The sequence below is a fragment of the Aquirufa sp. genome, assembly GCF_044239315.1.
Classification (GTDB): Bacteria; Bacteroidota; Bacteroidia; order Cytophagales; family Spirosomataceae; genus Aquirufa.
The window spans coordinates 102,128-123,556 of sequence record NZ_JBIIBQ010000004.1; the positions used below are offsets into that span (position 1 = coordinate 102,128).

General features: G+C 42.4%; 19 protein-coding genes. 12 read left to right on the forward strand and 7 right to left on the reverse strand.

The features are described from left to right. Positions 1-21: 21 nt before the first annotated feature. Positions 22-1,116: a glycosyltransferase gene (locus ACILP5_RS02465; protein WP_395617068.1), complete on the reverse strand. Its 1,095-nt coding sequence runs from the start codon at positions 1,114-1,116 to the stop codon at positions 22-24. Between the two features lie 71 nt (positions 1,117-1,187). Here ACILP5_RS02465 and ACILP5_RS02470 point away from each other — a divergent pair, with 71 nt between their 5' ends. Continuing rightward, positions 1,188-2,114: an NAD-dependent epimerase/dehydratase family protein gene (locus tag ACILP5_RS02470; RefSeq protein WP_395617069.1), complete on the forward strand. Its 927-nt coding sequence runs from the start codon at positions 1,188-1,190 to the stop codon at positions 2,112-2,114. On the opposite strand, the gene ACILP5_RS02475 is transcribed toward ACILP5_RS02470, so the two are convergent. Continuing rightward, positions 2,101-2,802, reverse strand: coding sequence for a class I SAM-dependent methyltransferase (locus tag ACILP5_RS02475; RefSeq protein WP_395617070.1), 702 nt, complete (start codon positions 2,800-2,802; stop codon positions 2,101-2,103). The two genes, ACILP5_RS02470 and ACILP5_RS02475, sit on opposite strands and share 14 nt — an antisense overlap. Continuing rightward, positions 2,792-3,901 carry a hypothetical protein gene (locus ACILP5_RS02480; protein WP_395617071.1) on the reverse strand — a complete coding sequence of 370 codons (1,110 nt, stop codon included), beginning with the start codon at positions 3,899-3,901 and terminating at the stop codon, positions 2,792-2,794. Before ACILP5_RS02480 ends, ACILP5_RS02475 begins: the two co-directional genes overlap by 11 nt. An 82-nt stretch (positions 3,902-3,983) precedes the next feature. Between ACILP5_RS02480 and ACILP5_RS02485 the strand changes: the two genes are divergently transcribed. Genes ACILP5_RS02485 through ACILP5_RS02510 form a run of 6 tightly spaced genes read left to right on the forward strand, consistent with a single transcriptional unit; the run spans position 3,984 to position 10,273 of the window. After that, positions 3,984-5,225, forward strand: coding sequence for a M16 family metallopeptidase (locus ACILP5_RS02485; RefSeq protein ID WP_395617072.1), 1,242 nt, complete (start codon positions 3,984-3,986; stop codon positions 5,223-5,225). Then, positions 5,222-5,701, forward strand: a complete 480-nt coding sequence (gene ispF / locus ACILP5_RS02490; RefSeq protein ID WP_395617073.1) for a 2-C-methyl-D-erythritol 2,4-cyclodiphosphate synthase — start codon at positions 5,222-5,224, stop codon at positions 5,699-5,701. Before ACILP5_RS02485 ends, ispF begins: the two co-directional genes overlap by 4 nt. Positions 5,702-5,705: 4 nt before the next feature. Beyond that, positions 5,706-7,958 (forward strand): RelA/SpoT family protein, encoded by a 2,253-nt coding sequence (locus tag ACILP5_RS02495; RefSeq protein ID WP_395617074.1) that lies wholly within the window; start codon positions 5,706-5,708, stop codon positions 7,956-7,958. Positions 7,959-8,005: 47 nt separating this feature from the next. Beyond that, positions 8,006-8,491: a Fur family transcriptional regulator gene (locus ACILP5_RS02500; RefSeq protein WP_395617075.1), complete on the forward strand. Its 486-nt coding sequence runs from the start codon at positions 8,006-8,008 to the stop codon at positions 8,489-8,491. Between the two features lie 9 nt (positions 8,492-8,500). Further along, positions 8,501-9,781 carry an adenylosuccinate synthase gene (locus ACILP5_RS02505; RefSeq protein ID WP_395617076.1) on the forward strand — a complete coding sequence of 427 codons (1,281 nt, stop codon included), beginning with the start codon at positions 8,501-8,503 and terminating at the stop codon, positions 9,779-9,781. 3 nt (positions 9,782-9,784) lie between these two features. Continuing rightward, a complete protein-coding gene (locus ACILP5_RS02510; RefSeq protein ID WP_395617077.1) occupies positions 9,785-10,273 on the forward strand; it encodes a hypothetical protein in 489 nt (162 codons plus the stop codon). A 99-nt stretch (positions 10,274-10,372) separates the two neighbouring features. Here ACILP5_RS02510 and tsaD read toward each other — a convergent pair whose 3' ends face one another. Continuing rightward, positions 10,373-11,371 (reverse strand): tRNA (adenosine(37)-N6)-threonylcarbamoyltransferase complex transferase subunit TsaD, encoded by a 999-nt coding sequence (tsaD, locus tag ACILP5_RS02515; protein WP_395617078.1) that lies wholly within the window; start codon positions 11,369-11,371, stop codon positions 10,373-10,375. 32 nt (positions 11,372-11,403) lie between these two features. Between tsaD and ACILP5_RS02520 the strand changes: the two genes are divergently transcribed. Next, the gene (locus ACILP5_RS02520) at positions 11,404-15,885 is read left to right on the forward strand and encodes a translocation/assembly module TamB domain-containing protein (protein WP_395617079.1); all 4,482 of its coding nucleotides are present in this window, start codon (positions 11,404-11,406) and stop codon (positions 15,883-15,885) included. 49 nt (positions 15,886-15,934) lie between these two features. Here ACILP5_RS02520 and ACILP5_RS02525 read toward each other — a convergent pair whose 3' ends face one another. Further along, positions 15,935-16,879, reverse strand: coding sequence for a hypothetical protein (locus tag ACILP5_RS02525; RefSeq protein WP_395617080.1), 945 nt, complete (start codon positions 16,877-16,879; stop codon positions 15,935-15,937). Positions 16,880-16,997: 118 nt separating this feature from the next. On the opposite strand from ACILP5_RS02525, the gene nadB reads away from it, so the two are divergent. Continuing rightward, positions 16,998-18,578: an L-aspartate oxidase gene (gene nadB, locus ACILP5_RS02530; RefSeq protein WP_395617081.1), complete on the forward strand. Its 1,581-nt coding sequence runs from the start codon at positions 16,998-17,000 to the stop codon at positions 18,576-18,578. Here the strand turns inward: nadB and udk are convergent. Next, the gene (gene udk, locus ACILP5_RS02535) at positions 18,561-19,184 is read right to left on the reverse strand and encodes a uridine kinase (protein WP_395617082.1); all 624 of its coding nucleotides are present in this window, start codon (positions 19,182-19,184) and stop codon (positions 18,561-18,563) included. The genes nadB and udk overlap by 18 nt on opposite strands. 60 nt (positions 19,185-19,244) lie before the next feature. Then, the gene (locus ACILP5_RS02540; RefSeq protein WP_395617083.1) at positions 19,245-19,748 is read right to left on the reverse strand and encodes a hypothetical protein; all 504 of its coding nucleotides are present in this window, start codon (positions 19,746-19,748) and stop codon (positions 19,245-19,247) included. 44 nt (positions 19,749-19,792) lie between these two features. Between ACILP5_RS02540 and ACILP5_RS02545 the strand changes: the two genes are divergently transcribed. The 3 genes from ACILP5_RS02545 to ACILP5_RS02555 are packed head-to-tail and all read left to right on the forward strand — an operon-like array spanning position 19,793 to position 20,885. Beyond that, positions 19,793-20,293: a gamma carbonic anhydrase family protein gene (locus ACILP5_RS02545; protein ID WP_395617084.1), complete on the forward strand. Its 501-nt coding sequence runs from the start codon at positions 19,793-19,795 to the stop codon at positions 20,291-20,293. Next, positions 20,293-20,742: a SixA phosphatase family protein gene (locus tag ACILP5_RS02550; protein ID WP_395617085.1), complete on the forward strand. Its 450-nt coding sequence runs from the start codon at positions 20,293-20,295 to the stop codon at positions 20,740-20,742. Before ACILP5_RS02545 ends, ACILP5_RS02550 begins: the two co-directional genes overlap by 1 nt. Continuing rightward, positions 20,739-20,885: a hypothetical protein gene (locus tag ACILP5_RS02555; RefSeq protein ID WP_395617086.1), complete on the forward strand. Its 147-nt coding sequence runs from the start codon at positions 20,739-20,741 to the stop codon at positions 20,883-20,885. The genes ACILP5_RS02550 and ACILP5_RS02555 overlap by 4 nt, the downstream gene beginning before the upstream one ends. Positions 20,886-21,429: the final 544 nt, after the last annotated feature.

Consider the following 21,429-nt stretch of genomic DNA (forward strand, 5'->3'; position numbering starts at 1 on the left):
TACGATTTTGCGGGGCATTCTTTATACGAGAAGACCTTTGATTTTCGCCGATAGCTTTACCACGTCATACTGCTCTTCCATGTGTTTGCGAGCCGCGACACCCATCAGGCGCGTTTTTTCTAGATCTCTTGCAAAGTCCTTCAGGGTAGAAGCCATTCCCTCCACATCGTGTTCGTCTACCAAAAGTCCTGTTTTCCCCTCGATGACCGCATCAGGAATGCCTGCATGCCGGGTAGAACAAATGGCTAATCCACAAGCGGAGGCCTCTAAAATGGCCACGGGAGTTCCCTCAGAATCCCCGCTAGGGGTCAAGACGGAATGTTGAATAAATACATTTGATTCCTGCAATAAAGGCAAATAATCGGACTGTCCCATCGCGCCTAAGAAATGGATGTTAGCGGATAGCCCGTGAGAGGAAACATATTCCTTTGCTTCTTCCCACAAGGGGCCATCACCCACCATACGTAATTGAGCATGGGGGAAATCCCGTAATAAAATCTCAAACGCTTGAATACTTTTTAAGGAACCTTTCTTTTCTGCAAAACGAGCCACCGAAATGACATTAAATCCTTCAAGGAGAGTTCCAGGGGTAAACCTTGTCACATCTACTCCACAGGGAATCACGTGTAAATTAGGCAAAGGGCCCGCAATGGCTTCCAGGTTTGCACGCATAGATTCTGCCACACAGATAATGGCTTTTGCGCGCGGCAAACTGAGTGCATAGCGGGCGCCATAAGTTTCCAAAGTCTTTTTCTCAGCCGCATCGAAGCCTAAAAAAACCACTGAATAAGGTATGCCCTCAGCCGCGCATGCTTCATAAATATTGGCACCTAAAGGTCCGTAATTTGCTAAGAAAGCATCTACTTTATGGACGCGTAAAAAGCGCCTAAGATAATGGGTATAAATCTTTTGGTAAATGGCGGGCGCCGCACGACGCAAAACACCTCTAACCGCCAGTATCGAAAATGGAAATGGATAGATAGATCCGCCCGCCTTTAATCGGCTCGGTTGCCAGCCCTCGTAAAGAACATGAATGGGTTCTAATTGGTTGATTTGTTCCTCGATAAAGGTCTCGGAATAAGAAAAGAAATTAGAGCGGGCAATGATTAAACGCATTCAGGGCTGATTTTTAATGCAAAACCGAAATTAGCTAAATTTTTCGGCTATTTTTACAGCAAATACGCGTCATGGAGAAAAATTTAGTCGTAGGAGGAAGTGGTTTTTTGGGCTTGAATTGGCTGGAATATTTACAGCAGCAGGGCTCTGAAAACGAGGTCGTTGTTTTCGCGCACGAAAAACCGGAGGGAGTGTCATTTCCGTCCTTTGTGACTTTTGTGGTGGGGGATTATTCAGATGCGCAGGCTTTGGAAGACTTATTCACTGCACACCGTTTTGATCGCGTCTTTCATTTTGCCTCTTCTATTATTCCCGCGATTTCTTCTGAAAATATTCGCCAGGATATCGAATCGAATTTATTGCCTACCATCGGTTTGATGGAGATGATGAAGAAACACCAGGTGTCGAAATTACTCTATCTGTCTACGGGTGGGGCGGTTTACGGGAATGTGAACCAGGAAAAAGTAAAAGAGGATTATCCCTGCAAGCCTATTTCTTCGTATGGAATTATCAAATTAGCCGTGGAGCATTATATTGAATTATATGCGAAATTATACCAGATTGACTACTTGATTTTGCGTTTATCGAATCCCTTTGGCGAATTTCATCGCTCACCTAAACAGGGCGTGATTAACATTGCGATTCGCAAAGCATTGAAAGGGGAGGTGATGACGGTTTGGGGGAATGGGTCACAGGCTAAAGATTATATTTACGCTGCTGATATAGGCAAAGCTATCGATGGTTTGATAAGGGCAGGCGTGAATAATGAAACGATTAATGTAGGTTCCGGCGAATCGCTTACCTTGAACGAGATTATTAAGCGCATTCAATCGAAAATTCCAGCTTTTCAAGTCGAATATAAAGACGCAATGCTGACGGATGTTCAGCATATCTGTTTAGATACCACGAAATTATCGGCGAAAATGAACTGGGAAATCACCTCCTTCGAAACGGCTCTTGAAAAGACAATCACCTACGAAAAAGCTAGACTTTCTTAGCCACTAACACAAAAGTACAGGCATCTTCGTTGCGTGATTTGGCAGTAATGATTTTATCAAAAAAGATAATCAAGGGTTGTAAGATCAAAGACAAAATAAAGCGCAATGGCTTGGGCAATTTGAATAACAAGCCATCTTGAAACAGTTGCAATCCCATCGCCGAACGGCCTAATATTCCCTCGAAATAGACAACCTCAAATCCAGCTTCAGTCACGATTTTCTTCAATCCCGTCGAAGTCCAGCGCCAAAAATCCGTCGGATCCGGATGGAACATCCAATAACCATGTGTAGATAAAATCAATTTACCTTCTTTTTCTAATATGCGGTGTGCCTCTATTAGGTAGGCTTTGGGATCCTCCACATGTTCTAAAACCTGCGTAGAAAGCACGAAACCGACGCTTTCCTCTGGCATATCGATGATTCCGGCGGGGTCTACAACTACGTCGGCTTTGGTATTATAAGCTAAATCTAGACCGATGTATTGTTCCACAAAAGGGCTAAATAGTGGCTCATAGGGCTTATTCCCACAGCCATAATCGGCCAATAATTGATGTGGTGAATTGCGCACATACAAAGCAATGACACGTTCTAATTGCTTGCGCAACTGAATCAAATAGTAGTAACGAGCGGACATGCGGCCCGTGATTTTAGGGTATAGGCGTTCTATTCCGGCCTCTCTACTTTCCATGCGATAGTCGTTTATATTCGATCAAGGAGTTTTTGTACTCAATAAAATCGGCTGATGTGCGAAGGTATTTTCTAAATAAAGTAATCTTTCTTTCGCGGTACGAAATGCGTGCTAAACCTAAATAAGCTAAGCCACGAATATCTTTTGTGAGCCGCTCTTCGAAAGGTAAGGCAAGGGATTTTGCATACCAAAATTCGGCCTTTCTCCAATCTTTTCGTCCTACTTCTTCCCGCATGCCACGCAGGGTATAGGCCGCTCCTGTATAATAGGGTGATTTTAGGGACTCCATTTTTTCGATAAAGGGTTCAGCCTCTTCGAATTTGCCAGTTAGGGTAAGTAATTCTGCTCGCTGGAGGAGATACCAATGATTGTTCGGAAAGTTTTCAATGAGGATTTGGTTGTAGGCCAAAGCCCTCAAAGGGTTGCCTTCGTATTTGTTTTGGACATATCCCATATAAAATAGGGATTCATTCTTGACGAAAATGGTTTTACGCGTTCCTGCCTCAAGCTGTGTTAATCCTAGACGTTTATTGCCTGGCTGGAACAAAAACAAAAAGGGTTTTAAAACCGGGTGTAATTCGGGATAAGCGACGCTATAATAATTATACATCCCGGTAGAGAATAGGAATTCGGGTTGCTTCTCCGTGTTTTGCAAACCAATTTTCAAAAAGCGATAGGCATTCTTGGCATAGGAAACGACCTTCATGAAATTCTGTTCATCCGCTTCGTAAGCTGCTAAAAAACCCAAGGAGGCTGTACAAAAAAAGGAGGCCTCTAGGTCAGTCTCATTTTCATCATATTGTTGCTGAGCTAACTCGTAGGCCTTTTCTAGTTGCGCCAGATAAAGGCGACTTTGCGCCGGATGATCTTTCAAGGGAAAATACTGTTGCTCCCATTGCATCGCCAATAAGAGATAAGGAGCTGGATGACGGGGGTATTTCGCTTTTAAGGAATTGAAAATAGCCGTCGACTCTTTGAAATTATATTGGTATAAATTCGTCAGACCTAGGGTAATCTGTGCTTTCGAGACCGGATCCTGCAGAAGCTGTGCTTTCAAAGACGATGCAAAAAGGAGTAGGAGGAAAATAGCCCGAATCATGAGAAATGTTTACCGTGCAAATTTAGTTAAGCTATGTGGTTTTTGGGTCGATTTTTTTACTTTTGTTTATAAACCCTAAGACATGATTTCATTCGAAGAATTTACCCTCGCTAACGGCCTTAAAGTCATTGTGCACGAAGATCCGGCAACGACGATGGCGGTGGTAGACGTGATCTACAATGTAGGCTCTCGAGATGAAGATGAAAACCTGACGGGTTTTGCACATTTGTTCGAGCACTTGATGTTTGGAGGATCTGAGAATATTCCCTCCTTCGATACACCCCTTCAAAAAGTAGGCGGTGAGAACAATGCCTTTACGACCCCAGATTTAACGAATTACTACATTTCGGTTCCGGCTCAAAACATCGAAACAGCCTTCTGGCTCGAATCAGATCGGATGAAGCAATTGGCTTTTAATACACAAAGTCTAGAAACACAGCGAAAAGTGGTGATTGAAGAGTTCAAGCAGCGCTATTTGAATCAACCCTATGGCGATGTTTGGCTGAAGTTTAGACCTTTAATTTACCAAAAGCACCCCTACCGTTGGCCTACGATTGGTGCAGGAATCCAGCACATTGAGGAAGCTCAGATGAGTGATGTAAAAGCTTTTTTCCAGAAACATTACGTACCAAGCAATGCGGTGCTAGTCGTAGCGGGAAAAGTGAAACTCCAGGAGGTAAAAAGCCTAGCTGAAAAATGGTTTGGACCAATCGCCTCCGGCGTGAAACCTGTTCGAAATTTACCTCAAGAGCCAGCGCAATCAGAAAACCGAGCCATGGAAATCGTGGCAGATGTACCTGCAAATCGCCTTTACAAGGCTTATCCAGTTATCGGTCGATACGAATCCGGCTACCACGCGATTGATTTGATGGCGGACTTATTAGGTAGAGGAGAGTCTTCTTATTTGTATGAACATTTAGTGCAAAAACAACGCCTATTTGATACGATTGGAACCTACCAAACGAGTTCCATTGATCCTGGCCTCTTGATTATTCAAGGACAGGTGAGTGATGACGTCGAGATAGAAAAAGCGGAGGCAGCATTAGAGAAGGCGATACAGGATTTTGCCACATCGCACATTTCTGAAAAGGATTTACAGATGGTGAAGAACCAATCAGAGGCGAGTTTGGTTTTTGGGGAAGTAGAAGTGTTAAATCGGGCTATGAATTTAGCGATGGCCGCGAATGCAGGCGATGCGAATTTAGTCAATACAGAGGCGGAAAAAATCGCAGAAGTGCAGACGCAAGATTTGGAAAAATGGGCCCAGCGCTTGTTTATCCAAGGGAAATCAAATACCTTAAAGTATAAAAAAATAGCCAAATGAAAATTCGTGTAGGACAAGGTTACGATGTGCATCGCTGGGTAGAAGGACGTCCTTGTATCCTGGGTGGTGTGGAGATTCCTTCAGAGAAGGGACCTTTAGGTCATTCAGATGCGGATGTGGTTTGCCACGTATTGTGCGATGCCTTATTAGGGGCTGCGAATATGCGCAATATAGGGTTTCATTTTTCAGATAAAGACCCCCTGTGGAAGGGAGTTGCCTCCACGCTTTTGTTAAAGAAAGTGATGGAGATGATTCGCGAGGCGGGGTGGGAATTAGCGAATGCGGATGTGACCGTGATCTTAGATCAACCAAAGTTGAATCCGATTATTCCTGCCATTAAAGATAATTTAGCGCTGGTGATGGGTGTGGAAGTAGACCAAATTTCGGTCAAAGCCACCACCTCAGAGGGCTTGGGATTTGTGGGAAGAGCAGAAGGGATTTCAGCCATGGCAGTAGCCTTAATTACAAAAGCATAAGTAGATGCAGATAGATTTAGAAAAGGAACGTTTAGAGATTTTAAAGCGCTACCGCAAATTGTTGCGGACGGCTAAGCCTTTTTTAAAAGACGATGACGCGAAGCAAATCAAAAAAGCCTTTTTGATTTCTGCGGAGGCGCACAAGGATATGCGTCGCAAGTCTGGTGAACCCTACATTTATCATCCTTTAGCCGTCGCTCAAATCTGTGTAGAGGAAATCGGTTTAGGTACGACTTCTATTATAGCAGCGCTATTGCATGATGTGGTAGAGGATACGGACACGACTTTGGCAGATATCGAAAAAAAATTCAATCCTAAAATTGCTTCTATCATCGATGGCCTGACGAAAATTGCAGGCACGTTTGAATACGGAACATCTCAACAGGCGGAGAATTTTCGCAAGATGTTGTTAACGCTTTCGGATGACATTCGAGTGATTTTAATTAAGCTTGCGGATCGTCTACACAACATGCGGACGCTGACGAGTATGGCGAAGGAGAAGCAAATGAAGATTGCTTCAGAGACGATTTACTTGTATGCGCCTCTTGCACACCGCCTAGGTTTGAACGCCTTTAAATCCGAATTAGAAGATTTAGGATTAAAGCATACTGAGCCGGAAGCGTACAAGGAAATTGCCCATAATTTGACGGAAAATAAACGAAGCAGGGAAAGCTTTGTGGAAAATTTCATCAAGCCCATCAAGAAAACGTTAGATGAGCGAGGCTTGAATTATACGATCAAAGGTCGGCCTAAGTCCATTTTTTCCATCTACAATAAAATCAAAAAAGGGAATGTTCCTTTTGAGAAAATATACGACCTTTTTGCTGTTCGTGTCGTTCTTGACGTGCCAGTAGAGCGGGAGAAAAGTGATTGCTGGGAGGTATATTCGGTGGTGACAGATCATTACCAGCCTAATCCCAGTCGTTTAAAAGATTGGGTTTCGACACCTAAATCGAATGGATATGAGTCCTTGCACACCACGGTGATGAGTCAGCCTTTTGGGCAGGATAAAGAAGGTCGTTGGGTAGAGGTGCAAATTCGTTCGAAACGAATGGATGAGATTGCCGAAAAAGGGGTGGCGGCGCACTTTAAATACAAAGGAACCGATACGCGGACGAGTGATGCATTTGAATCTTGGTTATCCCAAGTTCGCGAAGCTATTGAGGCGAATGATAAGAGTCAGTCCGCCGTGGAATTAGTGGAGGATATCAAGAACTCCTTATACCACGAGGAGGTTTTTGTGTTTAGTCCCAAAGGGAAGCTAATTGTCTTGCAATCTGGAGCAACTACCTTAGACTTTGCCTTCGAGATTCACTCGGAAGTGGGTGCGCGTTGTATCGGGGCAAAAGTAGGGGGTAAGCTAGTCCCTTTGTCACACAAATTGCAGAATGGAGATCAGATCGAAATCTTAACTTCCTCGAAGCAAAAACCTTCGGAGGATTGGTTGCGTATCGTATTTACTACAAAGGCAAAAGCTCAAATCAAGAACTTTATCAAGGAGGAAAATAAATCCCACTTGATTAAGGGACGTGATATGATCGAACACCGCTTAAAGCATTTAGGTTTCCCCCTATTAACTTTAGAGATTACTAATCAGTTGCGGGCCTATTTTAATGCCAAAGACGCCAATGATTTATTCTATCGTTTTGGAAAAGCCTACATCAATATCGATCAACTAAAACATTGGAAGTTAGATCGAGAATTACATGAGCGCAAACAGGCTGAGAAAGCCATTCAAGCCCCTATCGTGGATGGCAAATCCTTTAAAAAGGAGATGCAAGAGTATCACAAGGAACGTAAAGAATCGGATACTTTATTGATCGGGGAGGACATGGACAAGGTGGATTACACCCTAGCAAAATGTTGTAATCCGATTTCTGGGGACGAGGTGTTTGGTTTTGTAACCATAAACGAAGGGATTAAAATCCACCGCGCAGCTTGCCCTAACTCTCCGGAATTGCTATCTCGTCACGGCGATCGTGTGATTAAAGCGCAGTGGACCTCCCAAATTTCCATGTCTTTTGTGGTTGATTTAATCATCCGAGGTATCGATCGCGTAGGTTTGGTAAACGACGTAACCCGCTTGATTTCAGAGAAGTTGCAAGTCAATATTACGGGTCTGAATATTGGGGTAAAAGATGGATTATTTGAAGGCCAAATTTCACTCATGGTGCAAGATACTGATCACTTAGATAGCTTGAGTGCTGAAATGGAACAAGTTCCTGGTGTAATCGAGGTGGAGCGGAAAGTTTCTTAGTTTTTGTCGGTTATTTTTGCTTATTTTACGTCGTTTTTTTCCCATAAATGTCCCAAGAATTAGATAAACTAGATTCAGTAAAAAAGATCTTCACCGCCTACCTGGAAAACAAGGGTTTGCGGAAGACTCCTGAGCGCTTTGCGATTCTGGAAGAGATCTATTTACGGGATGATCACTTTGATGTGGAGGAGTTGTATATCTCCATGAAAAACAAGAAATACCAAGTCTCTAGGGCTACTGTTTACAATACGCTCGATGTGTTAGTGGAATGCGATTTAGTGGTGAAACACCAGTTTGGACGTAATCAAGCACAATTTGAGAAGTCCTATGGACGTCGTCAACACGATCATTTAATCTGTACCGATTGCCACAAAGTCACTGAATTTTGTGATCCTCGGGTTCAAACTATCCAAAGTTTAGTAGGCGAAATGCTGCAATTCAATGTCATGCACCATTCCCTAATATTTTACGGCTCTTGTACGAACAAGAGTTGTGAGCACAGAGCAAATTACCAAGCAAGAAATCAAGAATAAAACAATATTATGGCAGTTGATGTATTATTAGGTTTACAATGGGGTGACGAGGGGAAAGGAAAGATCGTGGACGTTCTAGCACCTAAGTATCAAGTAGTGGCGCGTTTTCAAGGCGGACCTAACGCAGGTCACACCTTAGAATTTGACGGATTCAAGCACGTTTTGCATCAAATTCCATCCGGAATTTTCCGCCAAGAAGTTCAAAACATCATCGGTAACGGCGTAGTTTTGGACCCCATCATCTTCAAAAAAGAGATCGACGGTTTAGCGCATTTCAACTTAGACCTACGCAAGAACTTAGAAATCTCGAAGAAGGCTTCAATCATTTTGCCTACACACCGTCTATTAGACGCGGCCTACGAAAAGGCAAAAGGCGACGCGAAGATCGGCTCTACTTTGAAAGGAATCGGACCTACCTATACGGACAAAATCTCTCGTCAGGGATTACGTGTAGGGGATATGATTTCACCTGATTTCCCTACCAAATACAAAGCATTAGTCGATCGCCACAAAGCGATTTTGGACGTATATAAATTCGAATACGATTTAGCAGCAGCCGAGAAGGAATTTTTCGAGGCGGTTGCTTTCATGAAAGAGTTTCACCTAGTGGATTCGGAATACTCCGTGAACCACGCCATCAACGCCGGAAAAACTATTTTAGCAGAAGGTGCTCAGGGTTCCCTTTTAGACGTGGACTTCGGTTCTTATCCTTTCGTTACTTCATCCAATACAATCACCGCAGGTGCTTGTACAGGTTTAGGCGTTGCGCCTAAAAATATCGGCGAAGTTTTCGGTATCTTCAAAGCATACGCTACACGCGTGGGCTCTGGTCCATTCCCAACAGAATTAGAAGACGAAGTAGGCGAACGTATGCGTGTGGAAGGCCGTGAATTCGGATCTACCACCGGTCGTCCGCGCCGTTGTGGTTGGATTGATTTACCAGCGTTAAAATACGCCATGATGATCAATGGGGTGACTCAATTGATTATGATGAAGGCGGACGTCTTGAATATCTTTGACGAAATCCTCGTGTGTACGGCTTATGAAATGCCAGATGGTACAATAACCGACCAAATCCCTTTCGAAATCACGGATATCAAAGTCAAGCCGGTATACGAAACCTTGAAAGGCTGGGCTTGCAGCTTAGAGGGAATGCGTGACTTTAACGAGTTGCCAGTTGAGCTTGCAGATTACATTAAATTCTTAGAAAAGCACTTGAACTTACCAATTAACTTCATTTCGACCGGTCCAGACCGCGAGGCATGTGTGTTAAGAGGTTCTCTAGCATAACAAATGGAAGGGGTTTCTTTAGCTGATTTGTACAAATTCGACGAGATCTACTGGGTCCCTCAGGATAAGACGGAATCGCAGCTAGCAGAAACCCCTATTGCTAATATTGAAAAGGAAACTATTGCGGCCGTTAAGCCTAAAGTTTCCACTCCTTGGGTAGTTGTAGGTACTATAGCGGAGGCAGAATCTGCTCGATTAAAACTCATTTTTTCCGCTCCTCCCTTAGTTTTAGGACCCACCGAATGGTCCGTTTACACCCCATCAGAGGAAGAGCCAAGTCTTACAGAATTCTTGAAAGAGACCAGCGCGCAGCGTTATATTTTCATCGGTCAACAACCTGCCTCATGGCAAGGCGAACTACCTACTACGGAGATCGATAAGATCGAATCCAAATTAGTCTATTTCTTTCCTCGCTATATTTCATCCTTGACGGATACGGAGAAGACGTTGAAGATGGCGTTTTGGAATGCGCTGAAGGAGATGAAAGGATAGAGCACAAAGAGAGGAGATTAGAGATAAGAGAGTAAAGAGTAAAGATGGTTTTATCTCTACTCTATACTCTTTACTCTACACTCTCTAATCTATACTCTTTTACAGCGAATACCTCGCCAACGGACTCACATCCTGCCCACAAAATTCCCCTGCTTCTGCCTTGAAATGTCCCGCCATGGCGATCATGCCCGCGTTATCAGTGCAGTAACTGAAGGCAGGGATGAAAACCTCCCAGCCCATTTCAGCGCCCATTTCGGTTAAGTGAGCACGCAAGCCGGAGTTTGCGGACACGCCACCGGCTATGGCGATTTGGGTACAGTTCATCTCTTTCATGGCTTTCTTCGTTTTGCGAAGGAGCATGTCAATAAGGGATTTTTGAACCGAGGCGCAGATGTCTGCTTTGTTTTCTTCGATGAAGTTCGGGTTGTTTTTGACTTCTTTTTGGAGGAAGTAAAGGATGGCGGTTTTAATGCCGGAGAAGCTAAAGTTTAGGCCGGGCATTTCGCCAAGTGAAAAGGGGAAGCGATCGGGGTTACCTTCTTTGGCCAACTTATCAATTAATGGACCACCTGGGTAGGGAAGTCCAATCAGTTTTGCTGTTTTGTCAAAAGCCTCGCCTACGGCGTCATCTTGCGTTTCACCGATGACTTCCATATCAAGGGCAGATTTCACCCAAACCAACTGGGTGTGTCCGCCACTAACTGTCAGGCATAGGAAGGGAAAAGAAGGCTTTGGGTCCTCAATAAAATGCGCCAAAACGTGCGCCTGCATGTGATTCACCTCGATTAGCGGGATGTTCAGGCTGAGAGCTAACGATTTTGCAAACGAGGTGCCGATTAATAAAGCTCCTAAAAGCCCAGGGCCCCTTGTGAAGGCAATGGCATTCAGTTCATTTTTGTTTATATTTGCTTTTTGAAGGGCCTCTGTCACGACAGGGATGATCGATTTTTGATGAGCTCTGCTGGCTAATTCGGGAACGACGCCACCCCATTCCGTGTGAATGAGTTGTGTCGAGATGATGTTAGACTTTAAAACGCCGTCAACCATGACGGCAGCCGAAGTTTCATCGCAAGAAGATTCAATAGCCAGTAGCTTCATAAAAATAGAATTCTGCGCAAAAATACGGCAATATGGTCAAATATCTCAAAATCTTCGTCAAAACAATCCTGTACGGATTGCTGGGGATTTTTTTGATGATTTTTGCGGCTATTCTTCTGCTGAGAGCCCCTATCAACCAAACCTTACTTGCTAATTATCTAGCGCCTAAAGTTGAAAAAGCGATTGGTTATCCACTGAAAATAAAGCGGATACAGGTTAAGTTTTTCGATGAGTTAAGTATTTACAATTTAGAGGTAAAAGATCCCTGGGGGGTGAAAATGATCCAAATCGAACAGTTGGATGTTAATTTTAGTATCGCTCATTTATTCCTTCAACCCGGGAAACCTAGCTTAGATTATGCGCGATTAATCCGGCCTAATGTGCATTTAATCTTTGAGAAAAAGACCAGTAAAATGAATATTGAGGAGTTTATTTTACGCCTTGATAATTGGATTTCGGGGGGTGTAAAAACGGCAAAAAAAGGACCATCATCCATATTTACCATACCCGAAGCAGAGGTAGTTGATGGCTCTTTCTCCCTCGATGATAACACGAGAAAGAGCGAGGCCACACGCCGACATTTTGATATTTCGCACTTTACTTTAGCGAAGGTTTATTCCAAAGTCAAGAATTTTTACATCAAGAATGATACGCTTGGACTTCAAGCAATCGGCTTACGAACGAAAGATCCGTTGACCGGTTTTGATGTTAAAAGTCTGAATACAGTTTTCATGATTTCGGATCGCCAGATGCGCTTTGATCAATTGGATTTGCGTTTTAATGACTCTCGTGTAACTCGAAAATTTGTGGTGAATTACCGCGATATGAGCTCGATGACACGTTGGATTACGGACGTAGATATGCAGGCTGATTTCAATGGAGCATTGGTGAAGGGAGAAGATTTGGGACGCTTTGTGGAGGCGATGTATGAATACAAAGGTATGTATCGCTTGAAGGGTTTGTTAAGTGGTACAGTGGCCAAATTGAATTTGAAGAAATTCGAATTAGGCTTTGGGGATAAGAGTGTTTTGAGGGGTGATTTTGGCTTTAAAGGTTTACCCGATGTAGCTAAGACTGAGATGGATTTTACCATGAAATCATCTTTATTTTACCCGGAAGATTTAGGAACTTATATTACTAAACCTGCGGCTGAAAACATGACTATTCTGGGCCCTGTGGCCTTTGATGGATTATTCAAAGGGAATAGTAGCGTATTTAGGACGGCAGGTAAATTAAAGACGGGATTAGGGTATGTGGAGGCAGATGTCAAGATGAATTTGCAAGATTCGATGGCTTTTTCGCGTTACGATGGGAAGATTAAATTGCAGAAATTCCAGCTGGGTAAACTCTTAGGTTTAGAGTCTGTATTAGGGACTTTGGATGCAGAAGGAAATTTAAAGGGTAGCGGTTTTGCTAAGAAATCGGCTAATATTGATTTTGATGGCAAGGTGTCAGAAATCTTTTTCAATAACTACTTATACCACAAGATAAGCCTAAAAGGGAATTTTCAAAAGCAATTATTCAAGGGAGATGTTAGCTCCAAAGACACGAATTTAGTTGCGTCCATGTCAGGATTAATTGACCTGCGTGGTTCCAAGCCAGTATATCAAATGCAGGGTGAAATCACTCATTCAAATCTACACAACATTCATTTACTGGATCCTCAGGTGAGCTTGTCTACTGATTTTGAATTGGATTTCAAGGGTGATCGTTTTGATGATTTAGTGGGTCGTACCGTGTTTTATAATTCAACTTTGCAAACTCCTAACAAGCCTGATTTGCATGTCGAATTAGTGACGCTTAGCTCTGAAAAGGGACCTGGTGAAAAGCGGCATTACAAATTAACTTCGGACCTGGTTTCGGCAGAAATTAGTGGAGAGTTTACCCCGAGTGTTTTACAGGCTCAACTAGGTCAATTAGCAGATGAGTATGCTCTATATTTCCAAAAAGGGACAGACGAACGTTGGGGTTATTATGCGACTCGCAAGCACGAAATAGAAACTAAATACAAAGCTGACTTTACCGTAGTCTGCCACCGGGTAGATCCTATTTTGGCTCGGTTTTTTCCAACGGTTCAGATCGGTGAAAATACCGTATTCTCCGGAAATATATCGAAAGGCAGAACACTTTCGGTTAGCTTAGAAGCTTATCCAGATACCTTAGTTTTTGGTGGATACCAATTCTATCAATCAGTTTTCTCTTTCCAAAGTTCGAAATTCTTAGGTGCTCCAGAAGTATCTTCAAGTCTAGTTTTCTCTTCCAGAAAGCAGCAATTGAACTTCTTGACTCCTACGGAAAATTTTAAATTGGATGCACTTTGGGATCAAGATCGCATCAATTTTGGCCTCGATTTTAAACAACAAGGGGAGGAAAATTCAGCCCATTTGGCGGGGGCTTGGGTCTTTGAGGACGAGGGGTTATCCTTGAAATTCAAGGATACCTATTTCCGTATTTTGGGTCAAGATTGGGCAATGGATCCCGCGAATAAAATCACCATTCAAGGACAGGAATGGAAGGCAGATCGGGTTTTGGTTGCTAACCAAAATCAATCTATTTCCCTGCAAGGAAGCCTTTCAAATGATACGACAGAGACCATTAAATTGCGTGCAAATCACTTCCAATTATCCACGTTAAAACCCTTGTTTGCGACCAAGACTACGGGTGAATTAAATGGGGAAATTGCCATTCAAGATTGGTACAAAAATACACGTTTGGACTCCTGGATATTAGTAGATTCTTTACGTTTAAATAAGTTCTACATCGGAAATTTACAGGGTGTAGGTACCTATTTAGCAGATAATAAGGAGATGGATTTAAATCTTAATTTGAACCGCCTTGGGGAGTCTGTCTTATCATTGACTGGGATCTACAAGCCCTATGAGGAGGAGCAAAAGTTGAATATGAATGCCGAGTTAAATCAGACTGATTTACAGATTTTAGAGCCATTTACGGAGGGAATTTTCTCTGACTTAAAGGGCTCTGCATCGGGTAATTTACACATAGGAGGCTTGCCTACTAAACCTGAGATTACGGGAGATATTGTGTTTTTAAAAGCGGGAGCAGTATTTGATTATTTGAAAACATCGATGTCTGTATCAGATACAGTAAACTTTACCCCGCGCACTATTTATGCCAAAAACTGGAAAGTCTTAGATACCGAGGGCAATAAAGCATTAGTCAATACGACGCTTCAGTTTCCGGAGGGGAAACCCTTTGAACTAGATATTCAGGCAAACCTTGACCGGTATAAACTCTTAAATACTGCTAGAGGGCCTAATTCGATTTATTATGGATTAGGTTATGCCTCAGGCCCCATGCGGGTTTCTGGATCAGTAGATAACTTGATCGTTTCAGCGGATTTAAAGACCGAGAAAGGGACAAGATTATTCATTCCATTAGACCGAGAGGAGGATGCCACTGAAGCCGAGGATTACAGTTTTGTGAGTGAATTAACGGATACGGATGTAGCGGTAGCTGCCACAGCTGTGTCCACGAAATTGCAAGAAGATGGAATAACGCTTGACCTGCGTTTATCTGTGACACCGGAGGCTTACGGCGAGGTGCAGTTTGATGCGAAGAAGGGTGATGTGATGCGCATGTATGGATCTGGTGATATAAAGATGAATTTGGATAAAAAAGGGGCCTTCAAAATGGTAGGTGATTATGCCATTGACCAAGGAGATTATACCTTCACTCTTCAAAATTTAATTAATAAAAAGTTCGCCATTCAGCGTGGTTCTAAGATCTCTTGGACGGGTGATCCTTTAGAGGCTAATGTGAATATCAAGGCAATATATACTCAGTATGCCTCCTTGTTTCCGATCTTGTTAGATACAACAAATAAAAGCAACCTGCCTGAGTTTAAGCGTCGTTATCCAGTTGATGTGACGATTAGTTTGCAAAACCGATTATTATCTCCTAACGTAAATTTTGATATTGGTATTCGGGATTATCCGAAGGATATGACCTTGAATGGGGCGGTGACGGCATTTACGAATCGGATTAAAACGGATGACCAGGAGTTAACCCGTCAGGTGAGTAATATCTTGTTGTTTGGGCAACTGGTTTCTCCTTTTGGGGGAAGTGGTTTGGCCTTGGGTAATTTGATGGGAAATTTTACGGAGATGTTATCTAATCAGCTAAGTAATTTAGCTTCTAAAATTAACAAAGATTTAGATATTTCAGTCTCCCTAGGAGGTGGTGCCTTGAACCAAGATATACTTTCTAATTTACAGTTACGTGCTTCATATAATTTTAATGATCGCTTACGCATAACTCGAAGTGGTGGATTCACCGATGCTCGAAATCAAACAAGCCCTCAAATTTTATTAGGTGATTGGGCTCTCGAATGGTTTGTGAAACCAGATGGTAGTTTGCGTTTAAAGACGTATAATCGAAATGTGCAGACCACCATCTTGGGCTCTTTTAACTCGTATCAAATCAATCAAACTTTAGGAGCCAGCTTTCTCTACAACAAGGGTTTCAATACCTTCTTTTGGCAAAAGAAGAAATAAAAAAGGCCACCCTATCGGATGGCCCATTTTAAGTTTACTAGAAGAGATTTTATTTAACCTCAAATGCGCCCGTTCCTATTAAGAAACCTTCTGCATATAATTCAACAGAATACTTACCAGGCTTGTACACTACCGGACCACGTGGGTAAGTAACGGCTACTGTTTGACCATCATTTGTGTATTCAAATGTTTGCTTAGTCGTGTAGGCTACTTCTTTTCCATTTTGAGTCATGCGGCCAGAACCGATGGCTTCATCTGATAACGTAGCACCTTCAGCGTCTAACACACGAATGTAAACAGTCTTGTTTTCTAACTTCGTAATTGGGTTCGTTGCTAAGCTAAAAACCACCTTCAATTTCTCGATTCTCTTTCCATTCAAACGCGTTCTTTCAGTCTCTTTACCTTTTGCATTGACAGCTAATACTTTCACATTTTGTGCTTTCAAAGCGGCCGCAATGCTTACTTTACGCGCTAGTTCTTTATTCTTTTCGCTGACCGAAGTTAACGTGTCAGATAACGTTTTGTTTTGGTTTTTTAAGCCAGAGTTCTCCGTGTTTAACGTCGTATTCTGAGTCGTTAAAGTTTGGTTGTTTTCTGTTAAAATTCCGTTTTGTTTTTTCAACTCAACGATTTCGCCATCCTTTGTGGTCAAAACTGCATTGTATTCTTTGATCTTCGCTTCATAAGAGGCAATCGTTGCATGGTTTGAATTCTTTAAAGAGGCTTTATCTTGTTCTAATTGTACTTTCAAAGCTTCTAAGTCAGCTACTTGACCACCTAAAGATTTAATTTCAGCGATTTTAGCATCTAATTGAGTGGAGATTGAATCTAACGAAGTACGTGTATTAGCTAGTTCAGTAGCTTTTTGTTCGATTTGAGTTGCTTGATCCTTCGTCGTTTGATACGAACGGAAGTACAAAACTCCCAATACTGCCGTTAGCACAGCTAAGACAATTAGGGCAGTTTTTGAATTGTTATTAGGCGATTGTTCCATTTGTTATAAATTGATTTTTAAGGGTTTATAAATTTTAATTTTGCAAAATTACAAAATAAAGTCCACATTTCGGTTTGAAGGCTCTTTTTGATTAATTTGCATTCCATATTTATCACCTATGCCTACATACGACTTTATTGTCATTGGTTCTGGAATTGCAGGATTAACCTACACGGTAAAAGTGGCGGACTATTTTCAACAACGCCAAACCCCCATTAAAATTGCCTTGATTACGAAGACCGTGGCCGAAGAAACGAACACGAAATACGCACAAGGTGGGATTGCAACGGTTTGGGATACTGCAGATTCTTTTGAGAAACACATCGATGATACGATGGTCGCAGGTGACTATGTGAGCGACAGAAAGGTGGTGGAAATCGTGGTCAAAGAGGCACCTGAACGCCTCAAGGAATTGATCGAATATGGTACAGAATTTGATCGCCAAGCAGACGGTAGTTTCGATTTGGTTAAAGAAGGAGGCCATTCCGACAAGCGCATTTTACACCACAAGGATTCCACTGGAAATGAAATTGAAAGGGCACTATTAGCAAAAGTAAAGTCCTATAAAAGCGTGGATTTCTTTACGCATTATTTTGCAGTCGACTTAATTACTCAGCACCATTTAGGCGAGAAAGTAACGAAAGATACGCCGGGTAAGAAGTGTTTTGGAGTATATGTTTTGAATCTCAAGACGAATAAAATAGAAACGTTTTTAGGGAAAACGACGCTTTTGGCGACGGGTGGAATCGGTCAAGTTTATCAATCGACAACGAATCCAACAATCGCGACTGGGGATGGAATCGCGATGGCCTACCGTGCCAAAGCCTTCGTTCAAGGCATGGAATTCATACAATTTCACCCGACGGCACTCTATAATCCAGGGAAGAAACCATCCTTCTTGATTTCGGAAGCTGTACGCGGACATGGAGGGATTCTAAAGAACCAAGATGGATCTACTTTCATGGAAAAGTACGATGCCCGCCTCTCCTTAGCCCCTCGGGATATTGTTGCTCGTGCGATTGACTCGGAGATGAAAAAGAATGGAACGGACCATGTATTTTTAGATACACGCCACATCCCGAAGGAAGAAATTCTGCAGCATTTTCCTATGATTTACGACCATTGCCTGAAGGTATTGGGAATTGATATGTCTCTGGAAATGATTCCGGTGGTTCCTGCTCAACATTATTTATGTGGTGGAATTATCGTAAATGAATACAGCCAAACCAATATCGAAAATCTCTACGCTGCCGGCGAGTGTTCGTTTACGGGCTTGCACGGTGCAAATCGTTTGGCATCGAATTCTCTCTTAGAAGCGATTGTTTTTGCGCATCGGGCCTTTGAAAAATCGATCGAAGAGTATGGGACACAAGTTTTACCAGAAGGTATTCCATCCTGGAATGATGACGGCACTCGGCATCCAGAGGAGATGGTATTAGTGACTGAAATGACCCGGGAATTGGAGTCGATTATGTCGAATTACGTAGGGATTGTTCGGACAGATCGCCGTTTGAAACGCGCCTATGATCGTTTGGAATTAATCTACTTAGAGCACGAAGAATTGTACCGTCAATCGAAAATTACGGTGCCTTTATGTGAATTAAGAAACATGATTAACGTGGCCTATTTGATCATCAAACATGCACGTGCTCAGCGGGAAAATAAAGGCCTGCACTACAACCTAGATCTGATTCTTTAGGTAAGAAACGATTACATCTAATCCTTTTTCGAAGTGATGATTGTTCGGAATCACGATGTCACAGCTGCGTTTGTGAGGTCGGATATACTCTTCGTAGGTCGGTTTTACGTGGTATTTCCAGCGGTACATCACATCTTGTAAATCGTAACCGCGTTCTTCATTATCACGTTTGATTCTGCGTTTTAATTTGATTTTATCTTGTGCGTCGATGAAGATTTTCAGATCCAAAAGTTGGGCTACTTCCGGGAAGTGAAACACAAATATGCCTTCTACTACTAAGATTTTGCGTGGATGGAAATGCAACATGTCGGGCACTTTCTCCGTGTTATTGAAGGTGTACTCTAATCGACTTACTACCTCGCCATTTCGTAAACGCTCGATGTCAGCCGCAAAAGCTTTGTCGTCTATGGCACCTGGAAGATCGAAGTTCTCGATTCCGTTGTGATCCTTTGTCTGATGCTCTATGGGACGGTAGTAATTATCTTGGGATAAAAGACAAATATCGTCCGTTTTAAACTGCTCCATTAATCGGCTTAAAAAGAGGGTTTTACCTGAGGCGCTACCTCCTGTGATACCGATAATAAAGGGACGTTCGATTGTTGACATGGGTATTTTATTCCGCTGCAAATTTGCGAAAAGGTTTTTATTTAAGCTAAAAAACGGCTTTCATTTTCGGAATTTGAGGTAAATAGCTACGTCGTCTTTCACTTCTGTAGCTACATGGTGCAAGCCAGCCTGTTTATATTCTTCGATTATCTCCTTTTCGAAAAACAAGTCTTTCCCACAATCGTCGTGCTGCAATCGCTCTACTTTGGAGACTTCTTCTTCCATGATGACAATTCCGCCATCATTTAAGGCCTTGTATATTTTTCCAAGCATTTCTGTTCGGTTCTCGAATTCATGCCAGGCGTTGAAGATCCATATCTGGTCTTTATTTTGTAGCGTTTCAGGATTTAATTCGACCTCCGTTTGCCATTCCAATCCAGTTTTTTCTGTAAAGTAGTCGATACTTTCCGCTATGTCCTCCTTGTCTACTAAGGGGTCTACAAATGCCATTTTCTTTGCTGGATAGTGAAGGCAAAGACTAACCTCCCACCAGCCATATCCACATCCGATCGAAGCGATGTGATCCTTATTTTGCCAAAGCGCAAATTCGTAGAATTCTTTCATAGACTCGCAATTTAAGGTATATTTGGCCAATAAAATAAAACAAGATGGCTATTTTTATTGCACCTACGGCTAGCGTGATGGGCCGCGTTTTCATCTCCAAAGACGTATCTGTTTGGTACGGCGCTGTGATTCGCGCGGATGTGGAGGAAATACATTTAGGTGAAGGTTGTAACATTCAGGATAATGCCGTCCTGCATGCTGATGAAGGAGATAAAACGATTATCGGTGCACGCGTAACTGTAGGCCATGGTGCCATTGTGCATGGGGCTGAAATAGGAGAGGGTAGTTTAGTAGGGATGCAAGCAACGGTGTTGAATAGGGCCAAAGTAGGCAAGTTTTGCCTCATTGGCGCACATGCCTTAGTCACAGAAGGAATGGAAATTCCCGATTACTCACTCGTATTAGGAACTCCAGCTAAAGTAGTAAAGACCCTGAATGAAGATCAGATTAATCGTCTGAAATTTGGCCCACCACACTATGTAAAAATGGGAGCAGAACACAAGTCTGGTAAATTTCCTTTGTTAACCGCTGAAGACTTCGAATAATGGAACTCATACTCATTCGCCACGCTCATGCGGGCCCACATACAGAAGATGATAAAGGTAGACATCTATCAGAAAGAGGAATTGAGGAAGCACTTCTCTTAGGGGAATGGATGCATTTGAAGCAATTTCCAGCTGGATTTTGGTTGATTTCCGATGCCATTCGAACGCGTGAAACGGCTGAATTGCTCGGTAAGCCCTTCTCGGAATTCGAGTTATCGGAATTTTGGTACATCTCAAGCGGCCCCGATTATTTGACTGAAATCACAAAGCGTACCGTGCCTATTCTTTATTTAGTGGCTCATAATCCATCTATTTCCTACTTGGCCTCTTATTTATCCGGCGAGATGATTCAAATGGAAACAGCCGGATGCGTATATTTGCAATTCCCGGGATTAAATTCTTGGTCAGAAATCACCAAAGGCTCTGGCATTATATCACATCAACTATGAACAAGAATCAAAAAATCTTTCGCTGGGTGTTAATACTTTTTACGCTGCTGATGATAGGTTTAGCTATTCAAATGGCGGTGAATACGACGGCACCATGGAATAAAAAAGCGGCTTTAAAATCCAGAAATCGTGCTGCGCAATGATTTCTTAGATTTTTAACCCGTTTTTTATCTGGAGAGCTAGGGGATTATAGTCGCTTAGTCGTCCTTCGGACTTAGTCATCGCTTTGCGATTTAGTCGCGACTGCGTCGCTTAGTCGTCCTTCGGACTTATGAAGATTATTTGAGAAAATGAAGGCGTTGATTTGTAGTAAGTTATGTTTTCACAAAACCGAAATCAACCGATTTCAGTCGATTTCAGGGGGTGTTTTCCTCACGCAGAGGAGATGCAACTATAATGCGATGATTGAGTATGTGACAATTAGGAAATTGAAGGGTTGAACTTCGTGACAAATTGCAGGAAGTTATTTTTTATTAAACTACCCCCCAGCAAGCAATAGAGTCAAAAACGTTTCAGATAAGCACAATAAAATCCACCAAATCATAATTCAAATTTTATTGAATTACTTGTAAAATGGCAATCATTGCAGAAAGTATAACAATCCAGTGGATTATAATGTTAAAAGTTAATTTTTTGAGCCATAAATAAAGTATTCCAAAAACAACTCCCCATGTTAAAAACCACCAA

Coding starts and splice junctions, on each gene's coding strand:
- ACILP5_RS02465 (WP_395617068.1), bottom strand. CDS start 1,116: ATGCGTTTAATCATTGCCCGCTCTAATTTCTTTTCTTATTCCGAGACC.
- ACILP5_RS02470 (WP_395617069.1), top strand. CDS start 1,188: ATGGAGAAAAATTTAGTCGTAGGAGGAAGTGGTTTTTTGGGCTTGAAT.
- ACILP5_RS02475 (WP_395617070.1), bottom strand. CDS start 2,802: ATGGAAAGTAGAGAGGCCGGAATAGAACGCCTATACCCTAAAATCACG.
- ACILP5_RS02480 (WP_395617071.1), bottom strand. CDS start 3,901: ATGATTCGGGCTATTTTCCTCCTACTCCTTTTTGCATCGTCTTTGAAA.
- ACILP5_RS02485 (WP_395617072.1), top strand. CDS start 3,984: ATGATTTCATTCGAAGAATTTACCCTCGCTAACGGCCTTAAAGTCATT.
- ispF (WP_395617073.1), top strand. CDS start 5,222: ATGAAAATTCGTGTAGGACAAGGTTACGATGTGCATCGCTGGGTAGAA.
- ACILP5_RS02495 (WP_395617074.1), top strand. CDS start 5,706: ATGCAGATAGATTTAGAAAAGGAACGTTTAGAGATTTTAAAGCGCTAC.
- ACILP5_RS02500 (WP_395617075.1), top strand. CDS start 8,006: ATGTCCCAAGAATTAGATAAACTAGATTCAGTAAAAAAGATCTTCACC.
- ACILP5_RS02505 (WP_395617076.1), top strand. CDS start 8,501: ATGGCAGTTGATGTATTATTAGGTTTACAATGGGGTGACGAGGGGAAA.
- ACILP5_RS02510 (WP_395617077.1), top strand. CDS start 9,785: ATGGAAGGGGTTTCTTTAGCTGATTTGTACAAATTCGACGAGATCTAC.
- tsaD (WP_395617078.1), bottom strand. CDS start 11,371: ATGAAGCTACTGGCTATTGAATCTTCTTGCGATGAAACTTCGGCTGCC.
- ACILP5_RS02520 (WP_395617079.1), top strand. CDS start 11,404: ATGGTCAAATATCTCAAAATCTTCGTCAAAACAATCCTGTACGGATTG.
- ACILP5_RS02525 (WP_395617080.1), bottom strand. CDS start 16,879: ATGGAACAATCGCCTAATAACAATTCAAAAACTGCCCTAATTGTCTTA.
- nadB (WP_395617081.1), top strand. CDS start 16,998: ATGCCTACATACGACTTTATTGTCATTGGTTCTGGAATTGCAGGATTA.
- udk (WP_395617082.1), bottom strand. CDS start 19,184: ATGTCAACAATCGAACGTCCCTTTATTATCGGTATCACAGGAGGTAGC.
- ACILP5_RS02540 (WP_395617083.1), bottom strand. CDS start 19,748: ATGAAAGAATTCTACGAATTTGCGCTTTGGCAAAATAAGGATCACATC.
- ACILP5_RS02545 (WP_395617084.1), top strand. CDS start 19,793: ATGGCTATTTTTATTGCACCTACGGCTAGCGTGATGGGCCGCGTTTTC.
- ACILP5_RS02550 (WP_395617085.1), top strand. CDS start 20,293: ATGGAACTCATACTCATTCGCCACGCTCATGCGGGCCCACATACAGAA.
- ACILP5_RS02555 (WP_395617086.1), top strand. CDS start 20,739: ATGAACAAGAATCAAAAAATCTTTCGCTGGGTGTTAATACTTTTTACG.